Source organism: Micromonospora sp. RHAY321 (genome assembly GCF_023896955.1).
Taxonomy (GTDB): domain Bacteria; phylum Actinomycetota; class Actinomycetes; order Mycobacteriales; family Micromonosporaceae; genus Micromonospora.
Genome location: NZ_JAMHIW010000002.1, coordinates 360,754 through 373,214, shown reverse-complemented (window position 1 = coordinate 373,214; position 12,461 = coordinate 360,754). Strand labels below are relative to the sequence as shown.

Genomic DNA, 12,461 nt, shown 5'->3' with positions numbered 1-12,461 from the left:
ATCTGCGGATACCGCGGGCGCGGTCGTGGAGGGTGAGCACGCGTGTCTCCTTCTCGGTGGGACGGTGCCGAGGGTGGTCAGCGGGCCAGGTGGCGGTACTGCCTCCGCACGTCGCTCGCGGAGACCACGCTGTCGAGGAACATCAGGCCGTCCATGCGGCAGTCGCACGGATTGCGCTCCAGCGTGTCCTGCGGGAAGCTTCCGCCGATCTTGATGCCCCGGGGGTCGGACGCGGTGGTCACGTGCGGGCCGGGTCCCGACACGAGCCACGGGTCGTCGGTGCGGGTGTAGAAGCCCTGCACCGGTTCGCCGTTGCGGTAGAGGGCGAGGGCTCCGGTGCCGAAGTCGAAGGTGGCGGTGAGGTGCACCCACTCCCCCGCCGGCAGCAGGTCCCGCCAGTCCTGACTGGCGGCGAACGTCTGCGAGTTGCCACCGTCGAGCCGGCGGCCGAGCGCGACCAGGCGCAACTCCCCGTCGACGTCGATCAGCTCCAGCAGGGCCCGGACGCCGTGGCCGTCGGAGTCACCGGTCAGCACGCCGGCCAGCCCGATGGCGTTGTACCGGTCGTTGGGGTCGGCGGTGGTGGAGTTGGGCAGCGGGCTGTCCATCTGCAGCTTGAACCACCCCATCACGGTGGTGCCCGCGGTGGCACTGAAGGCGCGGAGCGTCCGGACCCCGCTGGCCGACCAGGTGCCGGCCTTCCAGTCGTCGTTGCCGGCCACCGCCGGGTCGACCTGCCGGGTCTGCAGCGCTTTGCCGCTGCCCCGGTAGGCGTGGTCCTGGACCCGCATGGCCGGGCCGCCGTTGATCAGCTCGATCTCGGTCCCGGAGCGGCCCTGGTCGCGTTCCAGCGCGGGGTCGCCCGGCACCGGGTGGTCGAAGTCGTACGCGGCGACCAGGTGTGGGCGCAGCGCCGGGTGGACATCGGACGGACGGTTCCGGTCCGCCTGCGCCGGTGGGGCCCCCGTGCCGGTCAGCACGCCGACCGCCAGCAGGGAGACGGTGGCGACGGCGGCTCTTCTGGCCCTGGACATCGCGTTCACCTCATTTCGCGGCACGCCGGTGCGGACCGACGTAAGCGCTTACGTAAGCGCTTACGTACCCTAGGCTTCGACGATCGTCACTGGCAATAGATCAGGTGACATGGATGTCTCCAGGGAGTTGCGGATGCCCAGGGCCGGCCAGCGACCTCGCCTCGTGGACGTGGCGGACCGCGCCGCCGTCTCGCTGGCGACCGCCTCCCGCGCTCTGGCCGGCCGCGAGGGGGTCAGCGCCGAGGTGGCCGACCGGGTCCGGCAGGTGGCCCGCGAGCTGGGGTACGTCGCCAACCCGTACGCCCGCACCCTCGCCGGCGGCGCCAGCTCCACCGTGGGGCTGATCGTGCACCAGGTCGACGACCCCTACTTCTCCGAGATCGCCAGCGGGGTCATCCAGGTCGCCGCCGAGCAGGGGCTGCTGGTGCAGATCTGCCAGTCCGGTCGCGACCCGGCCTACGAGCTGCAACAGCTACGCCACCTCATCGCCCAGCGGGTCGGCGTCATCCTGATCAGCGGCTCCGGCTACGACGATCCCCGGCTGGAGTCCGAGGCCCGCGCCGAGCTGGCGGCGTTCCAGGACCACGGCGGCCGGGTCGCCGCCATCGGGCGGCACGCGCTCGGCGTCGACGCCGTCCTGCCCGACAACGAGGCCGGCGGCTGCGCGCTCGCCGAGCACCTGATGGATCTCGGCCACCGGCGGATCGCGGTGGCCGCGGGCAGCGCCGGTCTCACCACGGTCGCCGACCGACTCGCGGGCGTGTCGGCGGCGCTGCGGCAGCGCGGGCTGTCCCCCGCCGACCTCGCCGTGGTGCACAGCGACTTCACCCGTGGCGGCGGCCGGGCGGCCACCGAGCAGATCCTGAACCAGCACCCCGAGACGACGGCGATCATCGCGCTCAACGACGCGATGGCGATCGGGGTGCTGTCGACGCTGCGGGCGCGCCGCGTCCCGGTGCCCGAACGGATGTCCGTCGTCGGCTTCGACGACGTCTCCGTGGCCGCCGACCTCGCGCCCAGCCTCACCACCATCCGACTGCCGATGACCGAGATGGGCCGCACCGCTCTCACCCTCGCGCTCAAGCCCCGCTCGGCGAGGCCCAGGCGCCGGGCCACCGGGCACCTGCTGGTTGTCCGCGACTCGACCGGCCCCGCGCCGAGGGCCTGATCCGGCAGGCCGGCCGTTCGGATTCGGCCGCGATTCCGTACCGCTTCTGGCACGGTCGAGAGGTCCGCCCACCCCCGTGGCTGATCAGGAGGGGTCATGGCCGAGCACGCTGTGCGCCACCGGACGGTGGTGGTCGACGGCATCACGATCTTCTACCGGGAGGCCGGTGCCGCCGACGCGCCCGTGGTGCTGCTGCCGCACGGCTACCCGTCGTCGTCGTTCCAGTTCCGCCACCTGCTGCCCGCGCTGGCCGACCGGTGGCGGGCCATCGCCCCCGACTACCCCGGCTTCGGCTACAGCGACATGCCCGACCCCGGCCTGTTCGCGTACACCTTCGACGCGCATGCCGAGCTGCTCCGGCGGTTCACCGAGGTGCTGGGGCTGACCCGCTACGTGATCTACCTCCAGGACTACGGCAGCCAGTTCGGGTTGCGCCTGGCGATGGCCGCGCCGGAGCGGGTCGCCGGTCTCGTCATCCAGAACGGCGACATCTATCCCGACCAGCACGGGCCGAAGTACGAACCACTCAAGCGGTTCTGGCGCGATCCGACCGACGAGGGCCGCGACCAACTGGCCGCCGCCATCACCGAGGAGGGGTTCCACCGCGAGTTCCTGGGCGAGCTGCCGGACACCCTGACCGACCGGGTGAGCCCGGATCTGTGGCGGCTCTCCGGGGCGCTGATCGCCGATCCCCGGCGACGCGACGCCTGGCTCCGCCTGCTGGCCGACCAGGGCAGCACCGTCGACTGGTTCCCCCGCCAGCAGGAGTACCTGCGCACCCACCGACCGCCCACACTGATCGTCTGGGGACCGCACGACGGCTACATGCCGGCGGGCGCGGCCCGCGCGTACCTGCGGGACCTGCCCGACGCCGAGCTGCACCTGCTCGACGGCGGGCACTGGCTGCTGGAGACGCACCTCGACGAGGTGGTACCGCTGGTCCGCGACTTCCTCGCCCGCGTCCAGACCTGATTGGCCGGGCGCCGTCGCAGATGGGTGCCGGTGCTCATTTCCAGACCGCGCCGCGCGGGGGATGATCTCCGGATGACAGCGACGAGGGGTACGCGTGCACTGCTCGGGGCTCTGTACCTGGCGGTGGCCACGGTCGGGGTGTGGTTGCTCTGGCTGGGTTGGGACACCGGGTACACCGTCGACCCGCAAACGGGATCGACCAGCGGCCCGTACGCCGCGTGGCAGGTGATCGGCTGCGTGCTGAGCCTCGTGCTGCTCGCCGCCCTCGCCGTCCGGCGGCTCAGCCCGTGGCTGGTGGCGCCTGTCATGACGGTGGTTTTCACCACGGCCTGGACGTGGCGGGCCGCGTCGAGCGACGACAGCGGACTCTGGGTCGTCGGGGCGGTCCTGGTGTTCGTCGGGACGGCGATCGGCAGCACGGTGGTGAGCCTCGGCGCGCGCTGGGCCAGCCGGCGTACGGCCGGCGGACCCAGCTAGCGGCAGCGTCCGGAGGTTTCCTCGGTCAGCGTGCCGCGGCGGGCTCCGGTGCGGGCCGGGGGGCCGGTGCCCCGGCGAAGGGAATGTCGAGGTGTTCCGCCGCTCCCGGCTCGCCGTCGGGGTGCCGCCACAGCCCGCGGTCGCGCAGGATCGGCAGCACACCCTCGCCGAACCAGTACGCCTCCTCCAGGTGCGGATGGCCGGAGAGGATGAACTCGTCGATACCGAGCGCGTGGTACTCGGCGATCCGGTCGGCGACCTCGGTGTGGCTGCCGACGAGGGCGGTGCCGGCCCCACCGCGCACCAGCCCGACCCCGGCCCACAGGTTGGGCGAGACCTCCAGGCCGTCGCGGGAGCCGCCGTGCAGGTCGAGCATCCGGCGCTGTCCCTCGGACTCGCTGCGGCGCAGCCCTTCCTGCACCGCCCGGATGTCGGCCTCGGCGATGCCGTCGAGCAGGCGGCGGGCCTGCGCCCAGGCATGCTCCGCGGTGTCCCGGGCGATGACGTGCAGCCGGATGCCGAAGCGCAGCTCGCGCCCGGCGTCGGCGGCCAGCGCGCGGACCCGGTCCAGCTTGCCGGCGACCTGGGCCGGCGGCTCTCCCCAGGTGAGGTAGACGTCGCTGTGCCGCACCGCCACCGGCAGGGCGGCGGCGGACGAGCCACCGAAGTAGACCGGCGGGACCGGGTCGGGCAGCCGGTGCAGCCGGGCCTGCTCGACGCGCAGGTGGGTGCCGGCGTGGTCGACCGTCTCACCGCGCCACAACGCGTGCACCACCTGCAGGAACTCGTCGGCCCGCGCGTACCGGGCGTCCTTGTCCAGGAAGTCGCCGTACGCCCGCTGCTCCTGTGACTCACCGCCGGTGACCACGTTGAGCAGCAGTCGGCCCCGGGACAGCCGTTGGAAGGTCGAGGCCATCTGGGCGGCCAGCGTGGGTGAGGTCAGCCCGGGCCGGAAGGCGACCAGGAACTTGAGTCGCTCGGTCACCTCGGTGAGCATCGCGGTGCTGAGCCAGGCGTCCTCGCACCAGGCGCCGGTCGGGGTGAGCGCGCCGACGAAGCCGAGCTGCTCGGCGGTACGGGCGATCTGCCCCAGGTACGCCACGGTGGCCGGGCGGGCACCCCCGGCGGTGCCGGCCGGCACGCCGTGCCCGCCGCCGACGATGTCCCGGCTGTCGCCGTAGGTGGGCAGGAACCAGTGGAAGGTGAGGGTCATCTCGGCTCTTTCCTCCAGCGCGGCGGCGGGAACGGTTGCGGTGGCGCACGCGGCGAGGGCGGGCACCTCCTGAGGGGTGGGACGATCCCGCCGACAGCCTACCCATAAAACCTACCGGGTTAGTAGGCTACCGACGATGCCACCGACACCGGTCGATGCGTCCGGATCCGCATGCCCAACCCAAGGAGCCGCCATGCGCACCCCCTCACGGAGCCGCTCACACCGCAGTCGCCTGCTGACGGCCGCGCTCGCCACCGTGGCACTGCTCGCCACCGCCGGCGTGAGCGCCTGCGGAGGGCCCGCCGACGCCGGGGACGACACGGGCCCGCTCCGGATCGGCTACCAACGCTTCGGCGGCCTGAGCCTGGTCAAGGCACGCGGCGCCGCACCCGGGGTGGAGTGGTCGCTGTTCGAGAGCGGCCCGGCGCTGACCGAGGCCCTCAAGGCCGGGTCGATCGACCTCGGGCAGGTCGGCGAGGCACCGCCCGTCTTCGCCGCCGCCGGCAAGATCCCGTTCACCATCATCGGCACCTCGGCGCCGATCCCGCAGGGTGAGGCCGTGCTGGTCAAGGCCGACAGCGGCTACCGCAGCTTCGCCGACCTGAAGGGTGGGACGGTCGCCCTCAACAAGGGCTCCAACGTGCACTGGCTGCTGGTCCGGCTGCTGGAGGCCAACCACATGACGTTGAAGGACATCCAGGTCAAGTACCTCAAGCCCGCCGAGGGGCGGCCCGCCTTCGACAGCGGGCAGGTCGACGCCTGGGTGATCTGGGACCCGTACTTCGCCCTGGCCGAGCAGCCGGGAGTCCGGGTGCTCGCCGACGCGACGGGCCTGGCCAGCAACCGCGAGTACGTCCTGGCCGCCCCCGACGCCGTCGCCGAGCGGCCGGACGACATCCGTTCGTTCCTCCAGCGGTACCGCGAGGTGACCGACTGGGGCATCGCGCACCCCGAGGAGCGGGCCAGCACCCTCGCACCGGAGCTGAAAATTCCCGAGGACGTCACCAGCCGCGCCCTGGCCCGCAGCGCCCGGCCCCTCGCCCCGGTCACCCCGGCGATCGGCGACGAACTCCAGGCGATCACCGACAGCTTCATCGCCCTGGATCTCATTCCCGGCCCGGTCGACATCCGATCCCGGGTGGACGGTCGGTTCAGCGAGGTCTTCCAGTGAGCCGTACGACGCTCGCGGAGCCCCTGACCGAGGTCGCGGCCGCAGCGCCGGTCGTGCCCCGACGCCAGCGGTCCGCGCGGCGCTGGCGGCGGCTGGTGAGCCCGGTCGTGCTGGTGCTGGGCTGGGAGTTGGCCGCCAGGACCGGGCTGCTCGCGCCGGAGAAGCTGCCCGCGCCGAGCGACGTGCTCGCCGCCGGCTGGCGACTGGCCCGCGACGGTACGCTCGCCATCCACCTGCTGGACTCCCTCACCCGCGCCGGGGCCGGGTTGCTGATCGGCGGGCTCCTCGCCCTGGTCCTGGGCACCGCGGCGGGACTGCTCCGGCTCGGCGACGACCTGGTCGACCCCCCGGTGCAGATGGCCCGGATGCTGCCGCACCTGGGCCTGGTGCCGCTGCTGATCATCTGGGTCGGCATCGGCGAACCGCTCAAGATCAGCCTTGTCGCGCTGGGCGCGTTCTTCCCCATCTACTTCAACACCTACGCCGGCATCCGCGACATCGACGAGCGACTGGTGGAGGCGGCCCGCACGTGCGGGCTGGGACAGGCCGCCCGGCTGCGCCACGTGGTGCTGCCCGGCGCGCTGCCCGCCCTCTTCCTCGGCCTGCGCCTGGCGATCGGGGCGGCCTGGCTCAGCCTGGTCGTCGGCGAACAGGTCAACGCACAGACCGGGATCGGCTTTCTGATGATGGAGGCGCGGGAGTTCAGCCAGACCGAGGTCGTGGTGCTCGGCCTGCTCGTCTACGCCCTGCTCGGGCTGATATCCGACCTTGCGTTGCGCGTCCTGGAGAGGAGGATGCTGACATGGCGTCGCGGACTGCGGGCCACCTGAACGGCGCGACGCCGGTGCTCACCGCCCACGAGGTGCGCCGGGCGTTCGGGCCGACGGTCGTGCTGGCCGGGGTCGATCTGACCATCTCGCGGGGCGAGGTGGTGGCCCTGCTGGGCGGCAGCGGTTCCGGCAAGAGCACTCTCCTGCGGATTCTCGCCGGGCTCGACGGCGAGGCAAGCGGCGAGACCGTCGTCCACGGCACCGCCGCCGTGGTCTTCCAGGAACACCGTCTGCTGCCGTGGAAGCGGATGGCGGACAACGTCGGGCTCGGGCTGTCCGGTACCGACACCGCCGGACGGATCCACCGGGCGCTGGCCGAGGTCGGGCTGGCCGAGCGGCACCGCGCCTGGCCGGCGGAGCTCTCCGGCGGGCAGGCGCAGCGGGTGGCCGTCGCGCGGGCCCTGGTCCGCGAGCCCGACCTGCTGCTGCTCGACGAGCCGTTCGGCGCCCTGGACGCGCTGACCCGGCTGCGCATGCAGGTGCTGCTGCGCCGGCTGCGCGCCGAGCACGGCTTCGCCGCCCTGCTCGTCACCCACGACGTGGAGGAGGCGCTCCTGCTCGCCGACCGGATCCTGCTCCTCGACGCCGGCCGCATCGCCGCGGACCTGCCCGTCGACCTGTCCCCCACCCGTACGCCGGACGACCCGGCCTTCGGCGCCCTGCGCCGCCACCTGCTGGACCGGCTCGGCGTTCCCACCACCTGACGAGCGGAGACCCGATGACCCGCTGGACCCCCGATCCCACCTTCTACCCCTCTCCCCGGGAGGCGGTGGCGGCGCCGGCCGAGAAGCTCGCCTACGTGGCGGCCTTCGACCGCACGGCCAGCCGCCCGGACGCCATCGTGGTGCTGGACACCGACCCCGACTCCCCCGACTACGGCCGGGTGGTCGGCTGGACCGACCTGCCGCACCTCGGCGACGAGCTGCATCACTTCGGCTGGAACGCGTGCAGCAGCGCGCTCTGCCCGACCGCCCCGCACCCGCACGTCGAGCGGCGCTACCTGATCGTTCCCGGCCTGCGCTCGTCGCGGATCCACGTCATCGACACCCGGCCCGACCCGCGCCAGCCGCAGGTGGTCAAGGTGATCGGCCCGGAGGAGCTGGCGAAACGGGCCGGCTACTCCCGCCCGCACACCGTGCACTGTGGCCCGGACGGCATCTACCTCTCCGCGCTCGGCGGCGCGGACGGTGCGGAGGGTCCGGGAGGCATCGCCATCCTGGACCACACCACGTTCGAGGTACGCGGGGCGTGGGAGGCCGACCGGGGCCCGCAGTTCCTGGCGTACGACCTGTGGTGGCACCTGACCCAGGACGTGCTGGTCACCAGCGAGTGGGGCACCCCGTCGATGATCGAGGACGGCATCATCGGTGAGCTGCTCCTGGGCCGGCGCTACGGCCACGCCATCCACTTCTGGGATCTCGCGAAACGCCGGCACGTGCAGCGCGTCGACCTGGGCGACCAGTACCAGATGCCGCTGGAGCTGCGCCCGGCGCACGACCCGACGAAGTCGTACGGGTTCGTCGGGGTGGTGATCAGCGTCGAGGACCTGTCCGCCTCGATCTGGCTGTGGCACCGCGACGGCGATGCCTGGGCGGTCACCAAGGTGATCGACATTCCCGCAGAGCCGGCCGACCCCGGGGACCTGCCCGACCTGCTCAAGCCGTTCGGCGCGGTGCCGCCGCTGGTGACCGACATCGACCTGTCGGTCGACGACCGGTTCCTCTACGTCTCCTGTTGGGGCACCGGGGAGCTGCGCCAGTACGACGTCAGCGACCCGCTGCACCCGGTGCAGACCGGGTCGGTGCACCTCGGCGGGATCGTACGGCGCACCGCGCACCCGTCCGCCCCGGACGAGGCTCTGGCCGGCGGCCCGCAGATGGTCGAGGTGAGCCGGGACGGCCGGCGGGTCTACGTCAGCAACTCCCTCTACGGCGCCTGGGACGACCAGTTCTATCCCGACGGGGTGGGGGCCTGGCTGGCCAAGCTCGACGTGGACGTCGAGGCCGGAGGGCTCAGGCCGGACCCGAGGTTCTTCCCGCACGGGGAGGAGTTCCGGGGCCTGCGGGTGCACCAGACCCGTTTGCAGGGCGGGGACGCCTCGTCCGACTCGTACTGCTTCCCGTGACCGCCACCACCTGGGCGACGCTCGCCGCGCTCGGGGCGTTCCACGGCCTGAACCCGGCGATGGGCTGGTTGTTCGCGGTGGCCCGCGGCCTCCAGGAGCGCAGCCGGACGGCTCTGCTGCGCTCGTTGCCGCCCATCGCGGCCGGGCACCTCGCCTCGGTGGGGATCGTCGCCGCGTTGGTCACCGCCACCCGGTCGGTGACGGCGAGCACCGCCCTGGCGGTGGTCGGTGGTGTGCTGCTGGTCGGCTTCGGGCTGTGGCGGTTGTTGTCCGAGCGGCACTTCCGCTGGGCGGGGATGCGGCTGTCCGCGGCGCAGCTCGCCGGGTGGTCGTTCCTCATGTCGTCGGCGCACGGCGCGGGGCTGATGCTGCTGCCGGTGCTGGTCAACGAGCCGATGCCCGGGGGTCACCCCGGGCACCTGGCCGCCGCGCCGGTGGGTGCGCTGCCCGGGCTGGCCGCGGCCGGCGTGCACACGGTGGCCGTGTTCGGCACCGCCCTGGTCGTCGCGATGCTCGTCTACCAGGTGCTCGGGGTCGGGGTGCTGCGTCGCGCGTGGTTCAACGTCGACCGGCTCTGGGCGGGCGTGCTGGTCGCGGCGGGCCTGGTCACGCTGATCCGAGCCTGACCGGCGACCGACCACCCATCGTGGACGGTCCGAATTTGTGATCTCATGTCGCCATGATCACTCCGACTCCCCTCATGAGCCTGGTGGCCGGCGTCTGGGGGTTCAAGACCCTCGCGGTCGGCGTCGAACTCGGCCTGTTCACCCGGCTCGCCGACGGCCGGACGATGACCGTCGAGCAGGCCGCCGCCGAGTTCGGGCTGGCCGACCGCCCTGCGGACCTGCTGCTGGCCGCCAGCGCCTCGCTCGGCCTGCTGGAGAAGGCCGGCGACGGGTACCGCAACTCGGAGCTGGCCGAGCAGTTCCTGGTGGAGGGTCGCCCGTACTACTTCGGAGCCCAGGTCCGCTACTCCGACCTGCGCACCTACCTGCCCTGGCACCGCATTGCCGAGGCTCTGCGCACCGACCGGCCGCTGACCTGGGACCCGCAGACCCAGCAGTCGATGTTCGACACCGAGGACCCGGAGATGCTGGCGCAGTTCTGGGACGCCATGTACTCCACGTCCAGCTTCACCGCCAGGGCGCTGGCCGAGGCGTACGACTTCTCGGCGTACCGTCGCCTGCTCGACGTGGGCGGTGGGGCCGGTGCGTTCCCGCTCGAGCTCTGCCGTCGGCTGCCGGAGCTGCGGGCGACCGTCCTGGACCTTCCGCACGTGTGCGTCCGCGCCGAGGAGCGGATCGCGGCGGCCGGTCTGACCGGCCGCATCGACGCGGTCGCCGGCGACTTCCTCGCCGACCCGGCCCTGCCGGACGGGCACGACGTCATCCTGCTCAGCATGATCCTGCACGACTGGGACGAGCCGACGAACCGGGCGCTGCTGGCGCGGTGCCACGCCGCGCTGCCGCCCGGCGGAGCGATCGTCGTCTGCGAACTGCTGCTCAACGACGAGCGCACCGGCCCGCCGGAGGCGGCGCTGATGGGCATGAACATGCTGGTCGAGACCGAGGGCGGCCGGAACTACTCGGGTGCGGAGTACGTCGCCTGGCTCACCGACGCCGGCTTCGTGGACGCCCGGGTCGTGCCGTTCGACGCTCCCGGCGCCAACGGCGCGGTGGTGGCCCGCCGGCCCTGACGGACGACGACACCCGGCCCACGGCGGGCCGGGTGTCGCGGTGTCCCTGCCGTACGGACGTCCGATCCGGTACGGCCGCGGATCAGGCTCGCGCCTTCGCCGGCTGCTTCATGAAGTCCATGATCGCCTTGTTGACGTCGTCGGCGTGCGTCCAAGGGATGCCGTGCGGCGCGCCCTTGAGCGTGATGAGCTGGCTGGTCGGCAGCATCGGCGCGAGCCGCTGACCGGTCACCGGAAGGGGCAGCACGTTGTCCTTGTCGCCCTGGACGATCAGAACAGGAACGTCGATCTTCGGAAGGTCGGGGCGGAAGTCCTCCAGCCAGGCGTCCACCGAGTTGTGGGTGGCCCTGCCCGAGGCCATGGCGCCGATCTGCCAGTGCGCCCGGTACGCCTCCTCGCTGACCAGCTTGCCCTTGTTCTCGCTGTAGTTGAAGAACGCGTCGCAGAACTGGGTCAGGTAGGCGAAGCGGTCCTTGATGATGGCCTGCTGGAACCCCGTGAAGAGGCCCCTGTCGACGCCTTCCGGGTTGTCGTTCGCCTTGCCCAGCATGGGTTGCAGCGGGCTGAGCAGCACCGCCCTGCTCACTCGCCGCGAGCCGTAGTTGCCGAGGTAGCGGACGACCTCGCCGGTGCCCATCGAGTGACCCACCAGGGTTACCTCGCTCAGGTCCAGCTCGGTCATCAGCACGTCGAGGTCGGCGGCGAAGGTGTCGTAGTCGTACCCGAACGCCGGCTGGGCGGAGTTGCCGAAACCGCGCCGATCGAGGGTGATCGTCCGGTATCCGGCGTTGAGCAGCGCGTTGGTCTCCTTCTCCCAGGTCGCCCCGTTGAACGGGAAGCCATGGATCAGCACCACCGGCTGTCCGGTCCCGTGGTCCTCGTAGTACAGGTCGATGGGCGCGGAGTTTTCCGTCCCGACGGTGATGAAAGGCATGGTTTTCTCCTGCTCCGGTTCGGGCTGTCGGACGCCAGCGCTTTCCCGCCCGGTCGCCGGATATGCCGGCACCGCAACGCCCTCACCGGGTCCCACCCCCGCTCGACCTCATCGACATTTATCAACGTAGTTGCTAGGGTCGCCGGTAGGAAAGTTTCGCCACACGGGAGGTGGGCATGCCTCGACGGACCCGCACGGGGGTCGCCGCGTTGGCCGTCGGAGCGGCCACGGCCGCCCTCGGCGCCACGCCGGCCCACGCCGACCCGGTGGTGCCCCGGCACGCCATCGTCGTCTGCCAGAGTGCCAGCTTCTACGCCAACTACGACTCCGCCGGCGGTCCCACCGGCCTGAAGCGCACGCTCGGCTACGGCGACAAGATCGGCCATACGCCGGGCGCGCACCCGGTCTACAACGGGTGGGCGGCCTCGTTCGACTTCGGTCCGAACGACTGGGGCTACCTACGGGCCGAGTGCATCGGCGGGTACGACTCGTGGTGACCCGGGCCGCCATCCGGGCGACGGCCGGCCTGCTGGTCGGGATCGTCGCCGCGACGCTCGCCGCGCCGGCCCCCGCGCAGGCCGCCAACGGCACGATCGGCCAGCGGGAGACGGTGTGCGCGAGCGACCTGTTCGTCCGCACCCAACCCAACGGGGCCTGGATGGGCACCCTCTACCAGGGCCAGACCTTCCTCGTCGAGGGTCCTCGCAGCGGCGGCTACATCTACGGCTTCGCCTACGGGCACATCAACCGGCGCGGCTGGGTCCAGGATGGCTGGTTCTGCTGATTCCGCCGCCGGCGACACCGATCGGTCGGAGGTGTCCGACCGTGCCGCACCGGCCTA

14 protein-coding genes are annotated in these 12,461 nt (G+C 72.3%); 11 read left to right on the top strand and 3 right to left on the bottom strand.

Going from position 1 to position 12,461, the window contains the following annotated elements; genetic code table 11:
* Window positions 1-77: 77 nt before the first annotated feature.
* The gene (locus tag M8C17_RS06070) at window positions 78-1,034 is read right to left on the bottom strand and encodes a LamG domain-containing protein (protein WP_252415396.1); all 957 of its coding nucleotides are present in this window, start codon (window positions 1,032-1,034) and stop codon (window positions 78-80) included.
* A gap of 133 nt (window positions 1,035-1,167) precedes the next feature.
* Here M8C17_RS06070 and M8C17_RS06065 point away from each other — a divergent pair, with 133 nt between their 5' ends.
* From M8C17_RS06065 to M8C17_RS06055, 3 genes are all read left to right on the top strand, one after another.
* Window positions 1,168-2,202 (top strand): LacI family DNA-binding transcriptional regulator, encoded by a 1,035-nt coding sequence (locus M8C17_RS06065; protein ID WP_252415395.1) that lies wholly within the window; start codon window positions 1,168-1,170, stop codon window positions 2,200-2,202.
* A gap of 96 nt (window positions 2,203-2,298) precedes the next feature.
* Complete coding sequence (locus M8C17_RS06060; protein ID WP_252415394.1) at window positions 2,299-3,174, top strand: alpha/beta fold hydrolase; 876 nt, start codon at window positions 2,299-2,301, stop codon at window positions 3,172-3,174.
* A 72-nt stretch (window positions 3,175-3,246) separates the two neighbouring features.
* Window positions 3,247-3,651 (top strand): hypothetical protein, encoded by a 405-nt coding sequence (locus M8C17_RS06055; RefSeq protein WP_252415393.1) that lies wholly within the window; start codon window positions 3,247-3,249, stop codon window positions 3,649-3,651.
* A 25-nt stretch (window positions 3,652-3,676) separates the two neighbouring features.
* On the opposite strand, the gene M8C17_RS06050 is transcribed toward M8C17_RS06055, so the two are convergent.
* Window positions 3,677-4,864 (bottom strand): LLM class flavin-dependent oxidoreductase, encoded by a 1,188-nt coding sequence (locus tag M8C17_RS06050; protein ID WP_252415392.1) that lies wholly within the window; start codon window positions 4,862-4,864, stop codon window positions 3,677-3,679.
* A gap of 193 nt (window positions 4,865-5,057) precedes the next feature.
* On the opposite strand from M8C17_RS06050, the gene M8C17_RS06045 reads away from it, so the two are divergent.
* From M8C17_RS06045 to M8C17_RS06020, 6 genes are read left to right on the top strand one after another with little or no spacing between them, the layout of a single operon-like run.
* Window positions 5,058-6,035: an aliphatic sulfonate ABC transporter substrate-binding protein gene (locus M8C17_RS06045; protein WP_252415391.1), complete on the top strand. Its 978-nt coding sequence runs from the start codon at window positions 5,058-5,060 to the stop codon at window positions 6,033-6,035.
* Window positions 6,032-6,865 carry an ABC transporter permease gene (locus M8C17_RS06040; RefSeq protein ID WP_252415390.1) on the top strand — a complete coding sequence of 278 codons (834 nt, stop codon included), beginning with the start codon at window positions 6,032-6,034 and terminating at the stop codon, window positions 6,863-6,865. The genes M8C17_RS06045 and M8C17_RS06040 overlap by 4 nt, the downstream gene beginning before the upstream one ends.
* Window positions 6,838-7,569, top strand: a complete 732-nt coding sequence (locus M8C17_RS06035) for an ABC transporter ATP-binding protein (protein WP_252415389.1) — start codon at window positions 6,838-6,840, stop codon at window positions 7,567-7,569. Before M8C17_RS06040 ends, M8C17_RS06035 begins: the two co-directional genes overlap by 28 nt.
* 14 nt (window positions 7,570-7,583) lie before the next feature.
* Window positions 7,584-8,990, top strand: a complete 1,407-nt coding sequence (locus tag M8C17_RS06030) for a selenium-binding family protein (protein ID WP_252415388.1) — start codon at window positions 7,584-7,586, stop codon at window positions 8,988-8,990.
* Window positions 8,987-9,616, top strand: coding sequence for a hypothetical protein (locus M8C17_RS06025; protein WP_252415387.1), 630 nt, complete (start codon window positions 8,987-8,989; stop codon window positions 9,614-9,616). The genes M8C17_RS06030 and M8C17_RS06025 overlap by 4 nt, the downstream gene beginning before the upstream one ends.
* A gap of 53 nt (window positions 9,617-9,669) precedes the next feature.
* On the top strand, window positions 9,670-10,686 hold the full coding sequence (locus tag M8C17_RS06020; RefSeq protein WP_252415386.1) for an acetylserotonin O-methyltransferase: 1,017 nt from the start codon (window positions 9,670-9,672) through the stop codon (window positions 10,684-10,686).
* An 82-nt stretch (window positions 10,687-10,768) separates the two neighbouring features.
* Here M8C17_RS06020 and M8C17_RS06015 read toward each other — a convergent pair whose 3' ends face one another.
* A complete protein-coding gene (locus tag M8C17_RS06015; protein ID WP_252415385.1) occupies window positions 10,769-11,620 on the bottom strand; it encodes an alpha/beta fold hydrolase in 852 nt (283 codons plus the stop codon).
* Between the two features lie 176 nt (window positions 11,621-11,796).
* On the opposite strand from M8C17_RS06015, the gene M8C17_RS06010 reads away from it, so the two are divergent.
* Together M8C17_RS06010 and M8C17_RS06005 are read left to right on the top strand one after the other, a co-directional pair.
* Window positions 11,797-12,117: a hypothetical protein gene (locus M8C17_RS06010; RefSeq protein ID WP_252415384.1), complete on the top strand. Its 321-nt coding sequence runs from the start codon at window positions 11,797-11,799 to the stop codon at window positions 12,115-12,117.
* The gene (locus tag M8C17_RS06005; protein ID WP_252415383.1) at window positions 12,114-12,404 is read left to right on the top strand and encodes a hypothetical protein; all 291 of its coding nucleotides are present in this window, start codon (window positions 12,114-12,116) and stop codon (window positions 12,402-12,404) included. Before M8C17_RS06010 ends, M8C17_RS06005 begins: the two co-directional genes overlap by 4 nt.
* Window positions 12,405-12,461 lie beyond the last annotated feature (57 nt).